Origin of the sequence: Streptomyces sp. 378 (genome assembly GCF_030124145.1) — a bacterium.
Classification (GTDB): Bacteria; Actinomycetota; Actinomycetes; order Streptomycetales; family Streptomycetaceae; genus Streptomyces.
Genome location: NZ_JASKMS010000005.1, coordinates 44,112 through 61,046, shown reverse-complemented (window position 1 = coordinate 61,046; position 16,935 = coordinate 44,112). Strand labels below are relative to the sequence as shown.

Sequence of the window (16,935 nt, the reverse complement as noted above, 5' to 3'; positions counted from 1 at the left end):
CCGGTGTGAGTGACAGCGTGTACGTGGGCAACGCCGGCAAGGATGCCGCGCTGGACCGGGGATGGCTCCTCGGGCATTTCAAGGACGTCGGGGATCCGCGGCACAGTGAGGCCGTGGAGATCAAGTGGGGGGTTCATCCCCGGGGGGACGAACGGGCGGAGTGGGTGCGGGGGGAGGCACGCACCGCGCTGCTGGTGCTCGTCAGCGGGCGTTTCCGCGTGGAGCTTCCCGGTCGCAGTGTGCTCCTGGAGCGGCAGGGCGACTACGTCGTGTGGGGGCGCGGCGTCGACCACTCGTGGGTCGCGGAGGAGGAGTCGGTCGTGCTGACGGTGCGGTGGCCGTCCGTGCCCGGGTACGCGGTGGCCCGGCACGGCTGACGGGTTTGCCGGTCCTGGGGCCGATCGCGACCCGTTCATGGGGAGGGCCGGGTGCACACTGGTGGTGGGACGAGTGCGTGAGCTGCGGGGTGATGCAGATGCACAGCCGCTTCCGGAGCGACCGGCGGTTGACCACCCGTATGGGGGTCACGCTGTTCCTGCTCGGGTTGTTGTACGTGGGGTTCGTCGCCGCGTTGATCGTGCTGCTGAAGTCGTGGGTGCTGGTCGTGGTGATCGCGGTGGCGCTGCTCGGCGCGCAGTACTGGTTCTCGGACCGGATCGCGCTGTACGCCATGCGTGGGCGGGTCGTGGAGCGGGAGGAGTATCCCGAGCTGCACGCCGTGATCGACCGGCTGTGCGCCCTGGCCGACATGCCCAAGCCGATCGTCGCCGTGTCGGGTATGGACATGCCGAACGCGTTCGCGACCGGGCGGAACCCGGACCACGCGGTGGTGTGCGTGACGACCGGGCTGCTGCGTCGGCTGGAGCCGGCCGAGCTGGAGGGCGTGCTCGCGCACGAGTTGTCACACGTGGCGCACAAGGACGTCGCCGTGATCACCGTCGCGTCGTTCCTCGGTGTGCTCGCGGGGCTGATCGTGCGGTTCGCCTTCTACTCGCAGCTGTTCGGCGGGGGCCGGAGGGACCAGAACACCGCTGCCGTCTTCGCCGCGGTGATGGGCGTGTCGGCGGCCGTGTACGCGATCAGCTTCCTGCTGATCCGGGCCCTGTCCCGGTACCGGGAACTGGCCGCGGACCGGGCGGCCGCCCAGCTCACCGGACGGCCCTCGGCGCTGGCCTCCGCGCTCACCAAGGTCTCCGGCGACATCGCCCGCATCCCCACCAAGGACCTGCGCACCGCCCAGGCCTTCAACGCCTTCTACTTCACGCCGGCGCTGGGCCGCGAGCCCGGCATCGCGCGGTACTTCTCGACCCACCCGAGCCTGGAGCAGCGGCTCGCCGAACTGGGCCGGATCTCCGTCGAACTCGGCGAGGCGGCACCCGGAGGAGCGTGAGCGGAGCATGGGGCTGCTGGACATCCTGCTCGGCCGGACGAAACCGGTCGTCGCGGATCTCGACCGGCTCTTCGCGCTGCCCTCGGCGGCCGTGACGCTGGAGGCCGCCGCGGGCTTCACACCGACCGGGCGGGGCGCGGTCTGCTTCGCCACGGTCGAGGGCGCGGCGTTCGAGGAGTCCCACCGCGAGGTGCGGGCCCTGCTGGACGCCGACACCGACCGGGACGGCTCGCCGGTGGAACTGCGGCAGGACGACTACGGCTACTCCTGGCTGGTCTCGCGCCGCGCCCCGGACCGGCTCTCCGCGCTGGTGAACGATCTGCACGCCGTGAACAGCCAGCTGGAGGCCAACGGGTTCGGCCCGCAGCTGCTGTGCTCCCTCGCCGGGTTCGAGAACCTCTCCGGCCGGCGGCTCGAGCTGGTCTACCTCTACAAGCGCGGCACGTTCTACCCGTTCGCGCCCCTGCCGGACGGGACTCAGCGGCGCGACAACGCTCTCGAACTCCAGGTGCGGTCCGCGCTCGCCGGCGATCTGCGTATCGAGCCGGATCTGAGCCGCTGGTTCCCGGTGTGGGGAGCGCCCGGGCTGTGAACGCCCCTCGCGGGCTGTGGCCGCGTGAGTGAATGGCCGTATGAGTGAGCTGGTCCCTTTCACCCACACCATCGGAGGCGAACGACTCAGCGGTCTGTCCACCGGCACCGGTGAGCGCGCCCGGGCCACGGCCGTCCTGCTGCACGGCGCCGGCCGCGGTAGCAAGGAGCGGCTGGTGCCGCTGCTGACGGAGTTCGCCGCACACGGCTGCCATGCTCTCGCCTTCGACTTCTCGGGGCACGGGGAGAGCACCGGCCTGCTGCGGGAGCTGAGCCTGCGCCGCCGCTTCGAGCAGGCCGTTTCCGTCATCGACGCGCACGCGCGCGGGGACGGGCCGCTGGTCCTGGTCGGATTCAGCATGAGCGGCCAGACGGTGGCCGATCTCGTCCGGCACTACGGGAACCGGGTGGCGGCCCTGGGGCTGTGCGCGCCGGCGGTGTACGCGGCGGAGGCGTGGGACGTGCCGTTCGGCGAGGGGGACGGGCGGTTCAGCGAGATCATCCGCACGCCCGGAAGCTGGCGTGCGGCACCCGCGCTCGACGTCCTGCGGGCGTACGAGGGACGGGCGGTGCTCGTGGTTCCGGCCACGGACGAGGTCATCCCGCCCGCCGTGACGCAGGCCTGCTCGGAGGCGCTGGCCCGGCGCGCGCAGTTCACCCACCGTGAAATCCCGCGGGCGCAGCACCGGTTGGCCCTGTGGTTCCGCGACCATCCCGACGACCGACGGGAGTTCGCCACCGCCGTCCTGACCGGGCTCGGAGACCACGGCTGGACGGCGACCCGCGCGTGGGTGTCCAAGCAGCTCCCGGAGGGCCGTACGATCGACAAGTCGGCCTTCCTGAGCGGGGGTTGGAGCGCCCAGATGCGGCGGCTCACTCTCGACGACGGCACGGAGCTGGCACTGCGGACCTTCGTGCGGCCCTTCTTCCGGCGGCACGCGCCCGGGCTGCTGGCCCGCGAGGCGGAGATCCTCACGCTGCTCGCGCGGCAGCGGGGCGTACCGGCCGCCGAGTTGATCGGCGTGGACGCGACCGGCGAGCACTGCGACCATCCGTCCCTGCTGATGTCCGTACTGCCGGGGCGGGTGCGGGTCGACGAGGAGGAACTCGACGCGCGGGTGGACCTGCTGGCGGCCCAGCTGGCCCGGATCCACCGGATCGTCCCCCGGGAGCGTCCGCGGGCCTACCAGGCGTGGACGTCGCCGGCTGCGGTCCCCCCGGGCTGGGAGCGGGCCGTGGACGTCATCCGCCGCGATCCCCCGCCGTACGACGGCTGCTTCCTGCACCGGGACTTCCACCCGGGGAACGTCCTGTTCACGGGCTCGGGGGCCGGTCTGCGGATCAGCGGTGTCGTCGACTGGGTGGAGACCTCCTGGGGGCCCGCCGACCTCGACGTCGCCCACTGCTCGACGGCTCTGGCGCTGCTGCACGGGCCGGAGTACGGCCTCGGCTTCCGGGAGCGCTACGCGGCACAGGGCGGCAGGCGCCTGGCCGACGGCGCCGGGCATCTGTACTGGCGGCTGCTCGACGCCCTGGCCTACGTCCCCGACGCGCCGAAGGTGGCGCGCCCCTGGCGCGATCTGGGCCGGACGGATCTGACGCCGGAGGTGCTGGGCGGGCAGCTGGAGGCGTATGTGGCGGGGCTGCTGGAGCGGTACGCCTGACGGGTGCGACGGGGTGATGGTCAGTGGCGTCCGCGATGATGCAGTCGGGTCCGGGCGTGAGGAGTGGAGGCCGTCATGGGTGGGCAGCGGTACATCGGCGTGATGGAGCGGCGGGCCCGGCTCGCGCTGCGCCAGCGGCTGGTCGGGCGGGCGCGGGCCGGGACACCCGAGGAGGTCGCCGGTTCCCTGGTCGCGCTGCACGGCACGGACCCGGCGACGGTGTATCTCGCGGTGGGAGCCCGGCTCGCGGACTCCGCAGGGACCGTCGAGGAGACCGGGCGGGCCCTGTACGAGGACCGTTCCCTGGTGCGGATGCACGGCATGCGGCACACGGTGTTCGTGTTCCCCACCGAGCTGGCCGCCGTCGTGCACGCCTCGACCGGTCTGGCGGTCGCCGCCCGGGAACGGGCGGCGCTGCTCGCACACATGGCGGCGGCCGGGGCGCCGGACGCGGCCTGGCTGAAGGACGTGGAGGACTCGGTGCTGGCCGCGCTCGCCCGGCGCGGGCAGGCGACCGCCGGCGAACTCGCTGAGGACGAGCCGCGCCTGCGGGAGCAGTTCGTGTACGCGGCCGGGAAGAGCTACGAGGGGATGCACACGGTCTCGACCCGCCTGCTGAAGGTGCTGGGCGTCGAGGGGAAGGTCGTGCGCGGCCGGCCGCTCGGCTCCTGGACGTCCAGCCGGTTCCGCTGGGCCGTGGCGCCCGAGCATCCCGAGCTGGACACGGCCGGGGCGCAGGCGCAGCTGCTGGGACGGTGGCTCGCCGCGTGCGGTCCGGCGACCGAGGCCGACCTGAAGTGGTGGACGGGGTGGCGCGTGACGGAGGTCCGCAGGGCTCTGGTCGCGATCCGGGCGGAGCCGGTGGCGTTGGACGAGGGCACCGGGTACGTGGCCGAAGGGGACGCGGACCCCGTGCCCTCGCCCGACGAGTCCTGGGCCGCGCTGCTGCCCGCTCTCGACCCCACCGCGATGGGGTGGCGGCAGCGCGACTGGTATCTCGCGCAGGAGCTGCGGCCCCGGTTGTTCGACGGCAGCGGCAACGTCGGGCCGACGGTGTGGTGGAACGGACGGGTGGTCGGCGGCTGGGCGCAGCGCCCCGACGGGGAGATCATCTGGCGGATCCTCGACGAGGAGGGCAACGGCCGGGAAGCCCTCGCGGCGATCGGGTCGGAGGCGGAGCGGCTCGGCGGGTGGGTGGGGGCGACCAGGGTCACGCCGCGTTTCCGCACACCGCTGGAGAGGGAGCTGACGGCGGGGTGAGGTGGGGCGTCGCCGTCCCGGGTGCCTGTCGGCCGGCCGGCACCCGGGACGGGCGACGCCCCTCACACACGCCGGGGCGTGTCCGTCTCCCGCGGCCGGGACCGGCCCGCGTCCCGTACGTACACTCCGGCTCCCGCCGCCGTCGCCGCCGCCTCGGCGGCCCGGTCGGCCAGGGCCTCGTCGAGCCGGCCGCCGCTGATCAGCAGGTGGTAGTAGAGCGGGGCGGAGACCGCGCGGATCACCTCGTGCGGGTCGGTGCCCTCGGGTGCCTCGCCCCGGTCGACGGCCTGCCGGACGCAGGGGGCCCACTCCCGGACGCGGATGTCGTAGAAGCGGTGCAGGGCCGCGGCCGTCTTCCCGTCCCCCGTGGCGGCGGCGATCAGGGCCTTGAACAGCGGCCCCTGCCGAGGATCCGTCAACGTCCGCTGCACGAGCCGGGCGTTGGCCGTCAGATCGCCGAGCAGTGAGCCGGTCTCGGTGCGCGGCGCGGACTGCTCGGCCATGTCCTCCAAGAGGTCCGCCACGAGACCCGTCACGGTCCCCCAGCGGCGGTAGACGGTCGTCTTCCCCACCCCGGCGCGGCGCGCGACATCGGCCAGGTCGAGGCCGGTGAGGCCCTGCTCGATCAGGGCGTCCTCGGCCGCCCGCAGCACCGCCTCACGCACCCGCGCCGTGCGCCCACCGGGCCGGATGGTCCCCGGCTCCCCTCCGTCATCCATAACGGCACTCCCGTTCCGTTAGCAGCCTCACCCTGCTACCTTAGCGACTACTAACGGAACCGCAGAACCGTTAAAGCGGGAGTCGCTCCTGAAAGGGGCCCGGAATGGAATACAGGCGATTGGGCGCGTCCGGACTGATGGTCCCCGCGCTGAGCTTCGGAGCCGGCACCTTCGGCGGGCGGGGCCCGCTCTTCGGCGCGTGGGGCACGACCGACGCGCAGGAGGCGCGCCGGCTGGTGGACATCTGCCTGGACGCGGGGATCACGATGTTCGACACCGCCGACGTCTACTCCGCCGGCGCGTCCGAGGAGGTGCTCGGAAAAGCGATCAAGGGCCGCCGGGAGCAGGTGATCGTCTCCACCAAGACGAGCCTGCCCATGGGCGACGGGCCGAGCGACGCGGGATCCTCCCGCTCCCGGCTGATCCGCGCCTGCGAGGACGCCCTGCGCAGGCTCGGCACGGACCATCTCGACCTCTTCCAGCTCCACGCGTACGACGCCGGGACGCCGGTCGAGGAGGTGCTGGCCGCGCTCGACTCACTGGTCCGGGCGGGCAAGGTGCGCTACACCGGCGTCTCCAACTTCTCCGGCTGGCAGGTGATGAAGTCCCTCGCGGCCGCGGAGCGGCACGGCCACCCGCGTTATGTGGCCCACCAGGTGTACTACTCCCTCGTCGGCCGCGACTACGAGTGGGAGCTGATGCCGCTCGCCCTCGACCAGGGCCTCGGCGCGATCGTCTGGAGCCCTCTCGGCTGGGGGCGTCTGACCGGCAGGGTCCGCCGCGGCACGCCGCTCCCGTCCGGCAGCCGGCTGCACCGTACCGCCGACCACGGCCCGCCCGTCTGCGACGAGCACCTCTACGACGTCGTCGACGCACTGGACGAGATCGCGCAGGAGACGGGCAGGGCCGTGCCCCAGATCGCCCTGAACTGGCTGCTTCGGCGGCCGACCGTGTCCTCCGTCCTCATCGGCGCCCGGGACGAGCGGCAGCTGCGCCAGAACCTCGGCGCCGTCGGCTGGACCCTCACCCCCGAGCAGGTGGCGAAGCTCGACGCGGTGAGTCACCGCCCGGCTCCCTACCCCTACTTCCCCTACGAGCGGCAGGAGGGCTTCGCCCGCCTGAACCCGCCGGTGTTCGCGGCACCCGGCCGGGCGGCGTGAGCGAGCGCCGGGCACCCCGCCGTCCGGGGCACCCGGCGCTCGGACCGGAGCGGACGGGTCAGCGGGAGTAGCGCATGAACGCCCGCACCATGTGGCACGTCGTGGCCGACGGCGGGTGGACGCCGATCAGTTCCGCCGTGTCGCGGATCGTCTCGTCACGGGCCTGGTTCGGCAGGTAGACGCCCGAGTCGAGCAGGGCGATGGCCAGGCGCATCGCCTTGAGGCGGCGGTTGTGCGACACGTACCACTCGCGGGGCCGGCCCGGCGGCAGCGGCCGCTTCTCCACGGGCACGTAGGGCAGGTCGAGCAGGACGGGACGCTTCGCGGTGGACTGGGTGGGCGACGGCTTCGACTTCAGGGCGGCAGCGGGCACAGGCATCCTCCTGTCGCGGTCGGGCGGCTCACCGAAGACGTCGGCATCCCCGGCGCCACCCTCGAACACTGCTTACAGTTTACCGCCCGGCACTGACAACAGGCAGTCCGTAGGGACTGATAAATGCCCAGGTGGGAATGGGAATTGGCAGCGTGTCACGGCTGAATCACGAGGTAAGGGAGGGGCTCCAGGAAATCGAACAGGAACGGTCGGCGCGTACCGTGTGCACATGGAGATCTGGATCAATCCCGCGTGTTCGAAGTGCCGCAGCGCCCTGACGCTGCTCGACGCCGAGGGCGCCGACTACACCGTCCGCCGCTACCTGGAGGACGTGCCGAGCGAGGACGAGATCCGCGGCGTGCTGGAGCGCCTCGGGCTCGAGCCCTGGGACATCACCCGCTCCCAGGAGGCGGATGCCAAGGAGCTCGGGCTCAAGGAGTGGCCGCGGGACGCCGGTTCGCGCGACCGCTGGATCACGGCGCTCGCCGAGCGCCCGAAGCTGATCCAGCGCCCGATCATCACCTCGGACGACGGCACGGCCGTGGTCGGCCGGAGCGACGAGGCCGTGCGGGACGCCCTGTCGCGCTGACCGGCCGCCAGACCTCGTGTGGCGCAGGTCACTTGAGTGACTCCTGTAACCGCTGAGTAACCGCGTTCGGTATCTCGTACATAGCGGCGTACGCTCCCCTACCTCTTCAGGAGGCGCGCATGTCGCGCAGGAGAACTCTCGGCACGAAGAAGAAGATCGCGCTGCTGGTGAGCGCGGCGACGGTGGCGGGAGGCGGGGCCTTCGTCATGGCGAGCACCTCGAACGCCGCGCCGACCCCCAAGTCGGCGTCGGAGTCGACGGTCTGCCTCGGCCTCGCCACCGCCCTCGGCAACAACCAGAAGTTCATCGCGGACCAGCGGGCCAAGCCCGACGCGCAGTCCGAGGCGCGGATCGCCAACCGCGAGGCGGTCGTCGCGGAGATCAAGCGGAAGCAGGAGGCGTCGGGGTGCGCCGTCGGGGAATCGGCTCAGGACTCCCAGACCGCACAGCCGTCGCAGCCCGCGCAGCCGGCACAGCCCCCCGCGGCATCGGCCCAGCCGTCGCAGCCCGCCGCCTCCGCCCCCGCGGGAGAACCCGGCGGCGCCGCGGCCTCCGGGCAGCAGGTGTGCAACGGCTCGACCGTCACGCTCTCCGGTGAGGGCGGCGCGCCCGCCGCGTCCAGCAACCAGTTCCCGGCCGGCACGAAGCTGAAGGTCACCAACCTGGACAACAACAAGTCCACGACGGTGGAGGTCACTTCGGTCTCCGGCAGCTGTGCGCTGCTCAACAACGCGGCTTTCGAACAGGTCCGTGAGCCCGGCAAATTCCTGATCCGCCGGGCCCTGATCGAGAAGGTGGGGTGAGGCGTAGTACCGACTGAACCGATGAGGCGGCGGCCACCCCCTCGGCCGCCCTCCTCGTACGTGTCACCGGTCCTGCCACCCCCGGCCAGGGGTGGCAGGACCGTCGCGTCCGGTCCGCGCGGCACGGGTCCCCGGCTCGACGGAGGGGAGCCGGGGACCCGTGCCGTCTTGGCACAGCTCCCTCCCGGCGTGAGGTGCGGCACAGCGAGACCAGGTAACACGGGGTTCACATCCGGGCAATGGCCGGGAAATCGCCTGTTGCGAGGCTGCCGGGCAGCAGACGCGGCGCATCGGTGCCGCAGCGCCGCAGCACCCGCGATACGCGCCCAGACACACCCCCGAAGGATGTGGCCCGTGACCTTCAAGGCTGAGTACATCTGGATCGACGGCACCGAGCCGACGGCCAAACTGCGTTCCAAGACCAAGATCATCGCGGGTTCCCCCGCCGGTCTCGACGCGCTGCCGATCTGGGGCTTCGACGGGTCCTCCACCAACCAGGCCGAGGGCCACGCCTCGGACTGCGTGCTGAAGCCGGTCTTCACCTGCCCGGACCCGATCCGCGGCGGCGACGACGTACTCGTCCTGTGCGAGGTGCTGAACATCGACCTCACCCCGCACCCCACCAACACCCGTGCCGCGCTGGCCGAGGTGGCGGAGAAGTTCGCGGCGCAGGAGCCCGTCTTCGGCATCGAGCAGGAGTACACGTTCTTCAAGGACGGCTACCCGCTCGGCTTCCCCAAGGGCGGCTTCCCGGCCCCCCAGGGCGGCTACTACTGCGGTGTCGGCGCGGACGAGATCTTCGGCCGTGACGTCGTCGAGGCCCACCTCGACAACTGCCTGAAGGCGGGTCTCGGCCTGTCCGGCATCAACGCCGAGGTGATGCCCGGCCAGTGGGAGTTCCAGGTCGGCCCGCTGTCCCCGCTGGAGGTCTCCGACCAGCTGTGGGTGGCCCGCTGGCTGCTCTACCGCACCGCCGAGGACTTCGACGTCGCCGCCACCCTCGACCCCAAGCCGGTCAAGGGCGACTGGAACGGCGCCGGTGCGCACACCAACTTCTCCACCAAGGCGATGCGCGAGGGCTACGACGCGATCATCACCGCGTGCGAGTCGCTCGGCGAGGGCTCCAAGCCCCTCGACCACGTCAAGAACTACGGCGCCGGCATCGACGACCGCCTGACCGGTCTGCACGAGACCGCCCCGTGGAACGAGTACTCCTACGGTGTCTCCAACCGCGGCGCCTCGGTCCGCATCCCGTGGCAGGTCGAGAAGGACGGCAAGGGCTACATCGAGGACCGCCGCCCGAACGCCAACGTCGACCCGTACGTGGTGACCCGTCTGATCGTCGACACCTGCTGCTCGGCGCTGGAGAAGGCCGGCCAGGTCTGACCCCGCACGCCACGGCTCCCGAGGGGGCGCCCACCGTTCACGGTGGGCGCCCCCTCGCGTGGTCAGTGGGCCGTGCCGGGGTGAGGGCGTGGAGATGCTCCCGTCGCGTCTGCTGACAGCAGATCCCGTTCCGTCCCCTCGCCCCACGGGGCAGAGTCACCGGCATGAGACTTCTGATGCTGGGTGGTACGGAGTTCGTGGGGCGGGCCGTCGCGGAGGCGGCGCTGGGGCGGGGCTGGGAGGTGACCGTATTCCACCGGGGCCGGCACGAAGCGCCGCCGGGCGTGCGGTCGCTGCTGGGCGACCGCACCGTTCCCGGCGGTCTGGCCGCCCTCACCGACGACCCGGGTGAGTGGGACGTCGTCGTCGACACCTGGTCGGCGGCGCCCCGCGCGGTGCGGGACGCGGCGCGGCTGCTGCGGGGCCGCGCCGGCCGGTACGTGTACGTGTCGAGCTGCTCGGTGTACGCGTGGGCGCCGCCCGCCGGATACGACGAGGACGCGCCCTTGGTGGAGGGCGCGTCGGCCGACGCGGAGCAGACCGCCTACCCGCAGGACAAGCGGGGCGGCGAGCTCGCCGTGCTGGACGCCTTCGGCGCGGACCGGTCGGTGCTCGTGCGGTCCGGGCTGATCCTCGGCCCGTACGAGAACATCGGCCGGCTGCCCTGGTGGCTGGGCCGGACGGCGCGCGGCGGCCCCGTACTGGCGCCGGGCCCGCGCGACCTGCCGCTGCAGTACGTGGACGTCCGCGACCTGGCCGGGTGGATCCTGCACGCGGCCGAACGGGAGGTGAGCGGGCCGTACAACCTGGTCGCTCCGCAGGGGCACGCCACCATGGGCACGCTGCTCGACACCTGCGCGCGGGTCACCGGCGGCGCCGCCGAACTGCGCTGGACCGAGCCCCGGGTGATCCTGGAGGCGGGCATCGAGCCGTGGACCGAGCTGCCGGTGTGGGTGCCGCCGGGCAGTGACCTGCACGACGCCCTGCATCGTGCGGACGTCTCCCGGGCGGTCGGGGCCGGGCTGGTCTGCCGGCCCGTCGAGGAGACCGTGGCGGACACCTGGCGCTGGCTCCAGGACGCCGGGGGCGTGGCACCCCAGCGCCCGGACCGTCCGCGCTCGGGCCTCGATCCGGAGGTGGAGGCGAAGGTGCTGGCGTCCGGCACCGGTGCCTGAACGACCCACCCGGGGTGTACCCAGCCCCCCCGGCCGGGTGCCCGGCCCGCGGTTCTCGCGTATCTCGACCACGGCCGGTGAAAACCGCACCGGTCTCCTCTCCCCTGCGGGTGATCGGCAACTCCCGATGCGCCAGAGGCTGTTGAGCACACGGAGTCCTCACGAATCTCGCATCAATTTCCGGGACCCCTGAACGCCCGTGGGACGGCCTGCGTATGGAAGGGAGCCGCTTCACTCCTGTCGGGCGCCTCGATGCCCCCGAAAAAGGAAGTCAGAGGAGTTCCATGGGACGCAACACAAGAAAACGCCGTACGCCGCTGGCCACCAAGGCCGTTGCCGCATCGGCGGCCCTAGCGCTCGGTGGGGGCGGGCTGATCTGGGCAAACTTCTACGCCTCGGCGCACGAGGAGAACCCAGCGAACCAGACGAAGTCCGCGGGCGCGCAGATCGCCACGATCCAGTGCCCGGACGTAGGACAGAAGCTGACCGATGTGCCGGACGGCGCTCGCCAGGGGGTGGACAAGGAGCTGGCCAACCTCGACAAGCAGATCACCGAGGCGTACTCCCGGCTCGCCTCCACGCGGCAGGCGCAGGCCGGTGACCCGGGCTTCGTCAACAACGCGATTCTCGGCCCGCTGAAGTCCAAGCGCGTCGCCGCCATCGACCGGATCGGGATCAACATCCGGCGGGTGGGTGGCAACGCCCCGGGCAACCTCGAACAGCTCGCCGAGTGCCAGGGCATGGGGGCCGAGCAGCCGCAGGCCAACGACGGTGACGGTGGTGGCCAGAACAACGGCGACCAGAACCAGGGCGGTCAGGACCAGAACCAGGGCGGCGACCAGAACCAGGGTGGCGGTCAGGACCAGGGTGGCGGTCAGGTCGGCGACAACGGCAACGGGGCCGCGGGCCCGGTGGCTGCCGACTTCGTGAACATCAACGACGTCCAGCCCAACTCCCGCGACCTGCCGAACGGTCTCGCCGCGAACGGGGACTCCGGTTCCACCGGCTCGTTCACCGCGAAGTGCGGTGTCAACGAGAACAACCTGTTCAACAGTGACAACCTGATCGTCGCCCCGGGTGTCGACAACGGTGCGCACCACACGCACGACTACGTCGGCAACCAGGACAACGACGCCTTCTCCAGCGACGAGGACCTGGCCAACGCCGAAACCTCTTGCCAGAACCAGGGCGACAAGTCCACCTACTACTGGCCCGTGCTGCGCCTCCAGGACGGCACCCAGGAGTTCGACGCGGGTGACCTGGGCGGTGGCGCCGAGGGCAACGTCGGCAAGATCCTGAAGGCCAGCCAGGCGGAGCTCAAGTTCGTCGGCAACAAGAAGAGCGACGTCGTCGCGATGCCGAAGTTCCTGCGCATCATCACCGGTGACGCCAAGGCCTTCACCAACGGCCTCGCCAACGCCAACACCTCGTTCAGCTGCACCGGCTTCGAGGACCGGCAGGTGACGGACAAGTACGTGATCTGCCCCGAGGGCAGCCAGGTGGTGCGGACGTCCAACTTCCAGAGCTGCTGGGACGGACAGAACATCGACAGCGCCAACCACCGCGACCACGTGGCGTTCGTCCAGGCCGACGGCAGCTGCCCGAACGGCTTCCAGGCGATCCCGCAGCTGCAGGCCCGCCTGGTGTACGACGTGCCGGCCCCGACCATCGAGAACGGTCAGGTGAAGGCCCCGTACGCGGTGGACGGCTTCCCGGAGCAGTTGCACAAGCCGATCACCGACCACAACGACTTCATCAACGTCATGGACGAGAACCTGATGAACCAGGTGGTGCAGTGCATCAACAGCGGCGAGGACTGCGAGTGACGGACCGCTAGAAAAGTCGGCGGTGGGATCTCCCACCGCCGACTTTCGCATGTCCCCCGAAGCGACGCGGTCAGTTGTCGTCGTGACCGGAGTGCGCCGGCTCGTCGCTCTTGCCGCCGCCGGGGGCGTGACTCGCGTGGTTGAGCCCCACCTCCACGGTGCCGCCCAGCGTGCCGCGCAGCGTCTGCAGCACATCCTCGTGGCCGACGGCCACCCACTTGCGGCCGACCAGGTAGAAACCGCCGTAGTCCTTGGCCGTGTTGATCCACTCGCGCTGCCCCCGGTCCGTGGCGAAGGTGGCGAGGACGTACTTCTCCTTGCCCTTCTTGCACAGCGCCTGGCGGATGGTGTCCGCGTCGGTCTGCATGTTCGGCTTGCAGTCGGCCTCGGCCGCGATGTGCTCCAGGCTGCCGGTCACCGCCTCGGGAACGGCAGCCTCGTCCTTGTCGCCGGATCCGCCGCAGCCGGTCAGCGCCAGCATCGCCACCGCGCCGCTCAGCGCGAGCATCGGTCGGGTCACCCTCATCTGTTCCTCCGGTCCTTGTCCGGCACGGTCCCTGTCACGGCACGTTCCGGACGCATGCCGCACGGAGCCCCGGCACGAGGCTCTCGCCCTCGATACGGCTGCGGCGCCCGCCGTGCTCAAAATCCCGCTGCCCCGGTGTGCACGCGTGTGCGAGGGTGTCCGGGTGGATCAGGACTGGGAAGACCGTGTGGCCGCCCTCTGGGACCGTTTCGACGACTACGCCGAGACGGAGGAGGACGAGGCCCGCTTCCGCTCCGACGTCGACGCCCTCGTCGCCGAGCTGCCGGAGGGCAGTCCGCACGGCCCCTTCGAGCAGGCCTGCGCCTGGGACTCCACGGGCCGCTCCGACAAGGCGGTCCCTCTGTACCAGGAGGCGCTGGGGCTCGGCCTGGCCGACGTGAGCCCCTACAAGGCCCGCCGGACGAAGATCCAGCTGGCCAGCTCGCTGCGGAACGTCGGCCGGGCCGAGGAGGGCGTAGCCCTGCTGACGCCCGAGCTGGTCGCGCCGTCCGACGAGCTGGACGACGCCGTACGCGCCTTCCTCGCCCTGTGCCTGTCGAGCCTCGGCCGCGACCGGGAGGCCCTGGCGCTGACCCTGGGCGCCCTGGCCCCGCATCTGCCGCGCTACCAGCGGTCCATGGCGCACTACGCCCGACTGCTCGTGGAGCCCGGGGAGCACCCGGGGGCGTGACGCTCCGCAGCCAGGTGACCATCCAACGATTCGCTCGTTCTGCTGAACGTGCAGTCACAGGATGTCGCCCAGCGCCCCGCACCCCCCGCCCCCGCCGGCCCGGTCGTCGACGTCGAGCAGGCCGAGGCCGCGCTCGTCGAGCACTACCCGCGGCTCGTCCGGCTGGCCTATCTGGCGCTGCCGCCGGGGCTGGGCCGCAGCCGCCGCGTCCTGACCGCGCACGCCCTCACCCAGCGGGCACTCCCCCGCACCCGCACACCGGCCCCGGTGATCCCGGCCCAGTCCACCGGGCGGGACGGTGACCCGGGCTACGCCCTGATCCGTGTGCACGTACTGCGCACGGCACTGGAGGCGGGGGTCCCGCTGAAGGTGAAGGCGTGGCCCAAGAGGTCCCAGCTGCCGCCGCTGCTGCCGCACGTGTGGGGCCTGAAGCTGTTCCCGCGCTCCGGCGGCGCGGACGAACTCGCCCTGGACCAGCGGCTGTCCACCCTGTCGGGCCCGGCCCGGGCCGCGTACGCGCTGCGTGGTCTGGAGCGGCTCACCGACGACGGGGTCTGCGAGGTCCTCGCCGCCGCCGGCGTCGCCGACCCGGAGGGCGCGGTGCTGGAGGCCGACGGGATTCCCGCCCAGTACGGGCTGCTCGACTCCCCCGAGTTCGACCCCTGTTCGCTCCAGGCCCGGCCCACCGACCTGATGCGCCGCCGTCAGCATCTGCGGGCCGCGCTGGCCGGCGGCGCCGCGCTGCTGGTGTGCGGGGCGCTGCTCGGTCTGCCCGGTGAGGGCTGGGGCCCCGAGGGCGCCGCGGCACCCCCGTACGCCCGCAACCCGGCCGCGCAGGCCGCCCTGGACCCGGCGAAGCTGACCCGAGTCCCGTCCGGCGTGTGGCGCAACTCGGCGCGCACCGACTTCTCCGTGTGGCCGGCCCGCGGCGACCGCACCGGCGACAAGGCCCTGCTGCGGCGCGCCCTGGCCGTGTGGGCCCGCCCCGGCGAGACGGTCCAGGTGTCGGTGACGCCCGGCACCCTCTCCGGCGGCCCGGCCGGACCGCCCCAGCTCCTGTTCGCGGGGACGGTCGACGCGGCGCGCGTGGTGATCCTCTACGACGGTCTGCGCATCGCCCGCTACGCCGAGCCGAAGGAGAGCACCCAGGGCGCCGCCCTCGACTTCGCCCGGGTCGACGGGGCCGGCCGGGCCGAGGCGGGCGCGCTGGTCCTGGGCCGGTCCGACGGCAACGTCCGCTACCTGACGGCCCCTTGGGTGACGAAGGCGAGCGAGCGGGACCTGATGAAGCCGGGGCCCGGCGCGATGGACCTCACGCTCACCGACGGGGTGACCGCGCCGCTGGCCAGTCCGGCTCTGCGGTCCGGCCCCTGTACCTCGTGGAATGCGCTGCAAGTGACCGACGGCTCCCGGACCCGGCTGCTGACCGACCTCGGCGAGCTGGTCCCGGCGCGGCTCACCGTCGGACGGCCGGGCTCCCCCGGTGAGGTGTCCGGCGCCGCGGCGCTGCGCACCTGGCAGCCGTTCGCCTGCTCCCTGGGCACGGTGCGCTCGGCGGGGGTGCGGAGCGTCAACGCCTGGGCGTTCAACGAGCAGCCGCTGCCCGACGCGAGCGGTTCGGCGGCGTGGGTGTGCACCCGGGCCGAGACCTGGCGGGGCGGCGGGGCACGGGTGCTGGCACAGTTCCACACGCCGGGCGGGGCGTACGGGGCGGTGGCGGCGAAGGCCGAGAACGTCCCGGCGTGCGGGGTCCGTGACCCGCATGTGCTGGCCGGTGTGCTGTGGAAGTCGAAGGGCGGCGACTGGTACCTGCTGGCCGCCGGCGGCCACAAGACCGCCTCGATCCGGGCGACGGGCGCAGTGGAGGGGGAGGCGCGGAGCAGTCTGCTGACCGTGCCGGCCGAGCAGGGAGCGCAGGCTGAGCTCAAGGGGACCCTGAAGGACGGGCGTTCGCTCAGCGGGCTGCACTGACGGGCGCTTCCGGCGCCCACCCGGGGGCCTCGGGTGGAGCTCCGCGATCGATCCGGCCCGTTCGAGGCCGGAATCAATCGGTAAGGTGTTCGTATGACTATCGGGGTTCGCCGCAGAATGGGAGTCGAGGAGCGACGGCAGCAGTTGATCGGCGTCGCCCTCGAACTGTTCAGCCGCCGCTCGCCCGACGAGGTCTCCATCGACGAGATAGCGTCGGCCGCGGGCATTTCACGCCCGCTGGTCTATCACTACTTTCCCGGCAAACTCAGCCTGTACGAGGCGGCGTTGCAGCGGGCCTCGGACGATCTGGCGGCCCGTTTCGTGGAGCCGCACGAGGGTCCGCTGGGGGCGCGGCTGCTGCGGGTGATGCGCCGCTACTTCGACTTCGTGGACGAGCACGGGCCCGGTTTCTCCGCGCTGATGCGCGGCGGCCCGGCGGTCTCCGCAGGCGGGGCCTGTTCGATGAGCACCATCTCGACGACCAACGCGCTCGTCGACTCCGTGCGGCAGGCCGCGTATGTCCAGATCCTTTCGCACCTGGGTGTGACCGATCCGCCAGCGCGCCTCGAACTGGTCGTGCGGTCCTGGATCTCGCTCGCCGAGTCGACGGCGCTGATCTGGCTGGACGGCCGGCGCATCCCGCGCGAGGAGCTGGAGCCGCAGCTCGTCAATGACTTCGCCGCCCTCGCCGCCGTCAGTGCCGCCTACGACGAGGAGATGGCCGAGCTGCTGCGCGCCATCATGAAGGACGAGCCGGCCGACGGGCCGTTCGCGCACCTGGCCGGCCGGCTCATCGCACTGGCGAGCTGAG

17 protein-coding genes are annotated in these 16,935 nt (G+C 72.1%); 14 read left to right on the top strand and 3 right to left on the bottom strand.

What is annotated here, in order from left to right; genetic code table 11:
• The first annotated feature begins 5 nt into the window (after nt 1–5).
• The 5 genes from QNO09_RS09035 to QNO09_RS09015 all read left to right on the top strand — a co-directional run bounded on the left by QNO09_RS09035 (nt 6) and on the right by QNO09_RS09015 (nt 4,905).
• A complete protein-coding gene (locus QNO09_RS09035; protein ID WP_283969561.1) occupies nt 6–377 on the top strand; it encodes a cupin domain-containing protein in 372 nt (123 codons plus the stop codon).
• A 98-nt stretch (nt 378–475) separates the two neighbouring features.
• Nucleotides 476–1,390: a zinc metalloprotease HtpX gene (gene htpX, locus QNO09_RS09030; RefSeq protein WP_283969560.1), complete on the top strand. Its 915-nt coding sequence runs from the start codon at nt 476–478 to the stop codon at nt 1,388–1,390.
• A 7-nt stretch (nt 1,391–1,397) separates the two neighbouring features.
• Nucleotides 1,398–1,982, top strand: a complete 585-nt coding sequence (gene pspAB / locus QNO09_RS09025; protein ID WP_283969559.1) for a PspA-associated protein PspAB — start codon at nt 1,398–1,400, stop codon at nt 1,980–1,982.
• A gap of 40 nt (nt 1,983–2,022) precedes the next feature.
• Nucleotides 2,023–3,645, top strand: a complete 1,623-nt coding sequence (locus QNO09_RS09020; protein ID WP_283969558.1) for an alpha/beta fold hydrolase — start codon at nt 2,023–2,025, stop codon at nt 3,643–3,645.
• Between the two features lie 75 nt (nt 3,646–3,720).
• The gene (locus QNO09_RS09015) at nt 3,721–4,905 is read left to right on the top strand and encodes a winged helix DNA-binding domain-containing protein (protein ID WP_283969557.1); all 1,185 of its coding nucleotides are present in this window, start codon (nt 3,721–3,723) and stop codon (nt 4,903–4,905) included.
• A 62-nt stretch (nt 4,906–4,967) separates the two neighbouring features.
• Here QNO09_RS09015 and QNO09_RS09010 read toward each other — a convergent pair whose 3' ends face one another.
• Nucleotides 4,968–5,624, bottom strand: a complete 657-nt coding sequence (locus tag QNO09_RS09010; RefSeq protein WP_283969556.1) for a TetR/AcrR family transcriptional regulator — start codon at nt 5,622–5,624, stop codon at nt 4,968–4,970.
• Nucleotides 5,625–5,728: 104 nt separating this feature from the next.
• Here QNO09_RS09010 and QNO09_RS09005 point away from each other — a divergent pair, with 104 nt between their 5' ends.
• Complete coding sequence (locus tag QNO09_RS09005; protein WP_283969555.1) at nt 5,729–6,784, top strand: aldo/keto reductase; 1,056 nt, start codon at nt 5,729–5,731, stop codon at nt 6,782–6,784.
• 58 nt (nt 6,785–6,842) lie between these two features.
• On the opposite strand, the gene QNO09_RS09000 is transcribed toward QNO09_RS09005, so the two are convergent.
• Nucleotides 6,843–7,157 carry a hypothetical protein gene (locus QNO09_RS09000; protein WP_283969554.1) on the bottom strand — a complete coding sequence of 105 codons (315 nt, stop codon included), beginning with the start codon at nt 7,155–7,157 and terminating at the stop codon, nt 6,843–6,845.
• A 229-nt stretch (nt 7,158–7,386) separates the two neighbouring features.
• Here QNO09_RS09000 and QNO09_RS08995 point away from each other — a divergent pair, with 229 nt between their 5' ends.
• The 5 genes from QNO09_RS08995 (at nt 7,387) to QNO09_RS08975 (ending at nt 12,936) form a co-directional block, all read left to right on the top strand.
• On the top strand, nt 7,387–7,746 hold the full coding sequence (locus QNO09_RS08995; RefSeq protein ID WP_283969553.1) for an arsenate reductase family protein: 360 nt from the start codon (nt 7,387–7,389) through the stop codon (nt 7,744–7,746).
• A gap of 119 nt (nt 7,747–7,865) precedes the next feature.
• Nucleotides 7,866–8,549, top strand: coding sequence for an SCO2207 family protein (locus QNO09_RS08990; protein ID WP_283969552.1), 684 nt, complete (start codon nt 7,866–7,868; stop codon nt 8,547–8,549).
• A gap of 354 nt (nt 8,550–8,903) precedes the next feature.
• Complete coding sequence (glnII, locus tag QNO09_RS08985; RefSeq protein ID WP_283969551.1) at nt 8,904–9,935, top strand: glutamine synthetase; 1,032 nt, start codon at nt 8,904–8,906, stop codon at nt 9,933–9,935.
• A 164-nt stretch (nt 9,936–10,099) separates the two neighbouring features.
• Nucleotides 10,100–11,110, top strand: coding sequence for an SDR family oxidoreductase (locus QNO09_RS08980; RefSeq protein WP_283969550.1), 1,011 nt, complete (start codon nt 10,100–10,102; stop codon nt 11,108–11,110).
• A 284-nt stretch (nt 11,111–11,394) separates the two neighbouring features.
• The gene (locus QNO09_RS08975; RefSeq protein WP_283969549.1) at nt 11,395–12,936 is read left to right on the top strand and encodes a DUF1996 domain-containing protein; all 1,542 of its coding nucleotides are present in this window, start codon (nt 11,395–11,397) and stop codon (nt 12,934–12,936) included.
• Nucleotides 12,937–13,006: 70 nt separating this feature from the next.
• Here the strand turns inward: QNO09_RS08975 and QNO09_RS08970 are convergent, their stop codons facing one another.
• Entirely contained in the window at nt 13,007–13,462 is a 456-nt protein-coding gene (locus QNO09_RS08970) for a hypothetical protein (protein ID WP_283969548.1), read from the bottom strand.
• Nucleotides 13,463–13,625: 163 nt separating this feature from the next.
• On the opposite strand from QNO09_RS08970, the gene QNO09_RS08965 reads away from it, so the two are divergent.
• The 3 genes from QNO09_RS08965 (at nt 13,626) to QNO09_RS08955 (ending at nt 16,934) form a co-directional block, all read left to right on the top strand.
• A complete protein-coding gene (locus QNO09_RS08965) occupies nt 13,626–14,153 on the top strand; it encodes a tetratricopeptide repeat protein (RefSeq protein ID WP_283969547.1) in 528 nt (175 codons plus the stop codon).
• A 48-nt stretch (nt 14,154–14,201) separates the two neighbouring features.
• Nucleotides 14,202–16,124, top strand: a complete 1,923-nt coding sequence (locus QNO09_RS08960) for a hypothetical protein (RefSeq protein ID WP_283969546.1) — start codon at nt 14,202–14,204, stop codon at nt 16,122–16,124.
• A gap of 93 nt (nt 16,125–16,217) precedes the next feature.
• Nucleotides 16,218–16,934: a TetR/AcrR family transcriptional regulator gene (locus tag QNO09_RS08955; protein WP_283969545.1), complete on the top strand. Its 717-nt coding sequence runs from the start codon at nt 16,218–16,220 to the stop codon at nt 16,932–16,934.
• The last annotated feature ends 1 nt before the right edge of the window (nt 16,935 follow it).